Here is a 2,539-nt window from a genome sequence, read left to right as displayed (position 1 = left end):
AGCTTTAAAGAATTTAGCGCCGATCTGAAGACGCTGCTAGGAGGTGCAAATTTGGATCAAAGCGGCAACGCCGACATAATCGAAGAGCTTCGCAAAACGCTTGCGAGCATCGATGAAAAAGCACTTTTAGATGAAAACGAATAACGAAGAAAAAGAGACCTTTTGGATCGCGTACGCCGATTTGATGGCGGGACTACTTTTTGTTTTCGTGCTTTTAGTAGGCGGCATCATCGTCAAATACTTCCTCACGCAAAGCAACCTACAAGAGAAAGAAAGTCAAATTTCAAGCGCGCTAGCAAGCCTGCAAAGCCAGGAGAAAAAAAGCGCCGAGCTTGAGGCGCTGAATAAAATTTTTAGCGACCAGCTTGAGAAGCTAAACATCGAAAATACCGACCTTCGCAAGCAAAATTCCATCTATTTCATACAGATCGAAGATCTAACAGAGATGGCGGAGAAGCTGAAAAAAGAGAATTTAGACATCAACTCGCTTCTGCAAAAAGCGCGCGACGACGCCAACGCTACGATCAGCCAAAACGAGCTTAAGATCGCCTTTTTGCTCGATCAGCTCACGCAGAAGCAGAGCGATTTTAATAAAATTTTACAAGACCTCAACGTCACGAAAAACCGCATCCGTAACCTAACCGGAATGAAGGTCAAGATCATCGCCGATCTGAAGGAGAAGCTGGGCGGCAAGATCCGCATCGATAACGAAAGCGGCGCGATGACGCTAAGCTCGTCGATCCTTTTCGACAAGGGCTCAAGCGAGCTGAAAGAGGGCGCCAAAGAGGCGCTCCGCTCGACGCTACAGAGTTATTTTGCCGCGCTTTTGGATAACGATGAAATTCGCGAAAATTTAGATCAGATCATCATCGAGGGGCACACGGACAGCGACGGCGGGTATTTATACAACCTCGAGCTGTCGCAAAACAGGGCGTTTGCCGTGATGGATTTCATAAACTCGTGGAATAAAGATGAGCGGCTGCAAAAATATCTCATAGCCAGCGGTCGCAGCTATACGCAGCCCGTGATGCGCAGAGGCGTCGAGGACAAGGACGCCAGCCGCCGTATCGAGATAAAATTTACGCTCTCAAACAAAGAGGCGATGGAGGAGATCAGGAAATTTTTGCAGTTCGACGCGAACGCTACGAATTAGTGGCTCGCTCGAAATTTTAATCCCCAAAAAAGAGGGCTTAAAATTTTAAAATTCTTAAAGAATTAATGTCTCATCTGAAATTTCAACGGCGGCAGAATGTATCCTTTTATTTTGGCGCGAATATTATGAACGAGCGGCTCGCTAAATTTTACCGTAGCCCTTACGTGGCGTTTATGTAACGCCTGCCGCGGCGGAATGGGCTTAAATTTAAAGCCCACGCATTTTGACGCGCTTTTAGTGTTGCCCTGCGGATGATATAGTCTAAATTTAGACCTTTAAATTTAAGCCGTAAATTTAAGCGGATTTCGCGAGCGGCTTAAAATTTAAATGGATTAAAAGCCTTGTTCGTTTAGCTTTCTATATCCGTCACAACCGGCTTGATCACCCAAATCGCAAGCCTTGCTGAAGTATTTTTTTGCCATACTTATATTCTGACTTATGCCTTTTCCTAAATAATATGAAATTCCGATATTATAGCATCCGCTTCCATCTTTTAAATTGCAAGCTTTTAGATATAGTTCATTTGCCTTTTTATAATCTTGCTTTACGCCTTTGCCAGAGCTATACAAAACTCCTAGATTATAGCACCCTTTGCCATATTTTAAATCACAAGCCTTAGAATATAACTCATTTGCTTTATTATAGTTTTGTTCTACACCTTCTCCTTGTTCATATAAAAACCCTAGATTGTTGCATCCTGCGTCATGTTCTAGGTCGCAAGCTTGAGAATATAGCTTGCTCGCTTTTTTATAATCTTTATTTATGCCTTTGCCGTGTTCATATAAAATTCCAAGATTAGTACATCCTATGCCATATCCTAAATTACAAGCTTTAGAATACAATTCACTCGCTTTTTTATAATCTTGTTTTTCATATAAAGCCCCTAGATCATTACATCCTAACCCATATCCTAGATTACAAGCTCGAGAAAGTAAGTTTCTTGCTTTCTCGATATTTTGTTTTATGCCTTCGCCTAAATAGTGTAAGACTCCAAGATTGTAACATCCTTCGGCAATTTCTAAATCGCAAGCTTTAGAATAGAATTGATCCGCTTTTTGGTAGCTTTGTTGCACGCCTTCACCTTTTTCATATAAAATTCCAAGATTATGGCAGCTTTCGCCATGTTTTAAATCGCAAGCTTTCAAATATAGCTCGCTTGCTTTTTTATAATCCTGTTTTATATTTTCTCCGAAGTAATATGCGCTACCGAGATTTGCACACGCTGATGCATCGTTATTGTCGCATTTACTTTGCAGTTCGTTTTCATTAAAATCGCTCTGTTTTGCCACTACTAAAGTCGCCGTGGCGATCAGCGCTAAAAATATCTTTTTCATACATCGCTCCGTCTGAAATTTCGGCTATTTTATTTCATTTTCGCTTAATCTT

2 protein-coding genes are annotated in these 2,539 nt (G+C 41.6%); one reads left to right on the top strand and one right to left on the bottom strand.

The annotated features are described in order from the left end of the window. The first annotated feature begins 130 nt into the window (after positions 1–130). Positions 131–1,153, top strand: coding sequence for an OmpA family protein (locus Q0236_RS07505; RefSeq protein ID WP_297916569.1), 1,023 nt, complete (start codon positions 131–133; stop codon positions 1,151–1,153). A 332-nt stretch (positions 1,154–1,485) separates the two neighbouring features. Here the strand turns inward: Q0236_RS07505 and Q0236_RS07500 are convergent, their stop codons facing one another. After that, on the bottom strand, positions 1,486–2,487 hold the full coding sequence (locus tag Q0236_RS07500; protein WP_297916566.1) for an SEL1-like repeat protein: 1,002 nt from the start codon (positions 2,485–2,487) through the stop codon (positions 1,486–1,488). Between the last annotated feature and the right edge of the window lie 52 nt (positions 2,488–2,539).

This window comes from uncultured Campylobacter sp. (assembly GCF_938031315.1).
In the GTDB taxonomy this organism is placed as follows: domain Bacteria; phylum Campylobacterota; class Campylobacteria; order Campylobacterales; family Campylobacteraceae; genus Campylobacter_B.
Note: the sequence above shows the minus strand (reverse complement) of the source record. Positions and strands in the feature narration are given on the sequence as shown.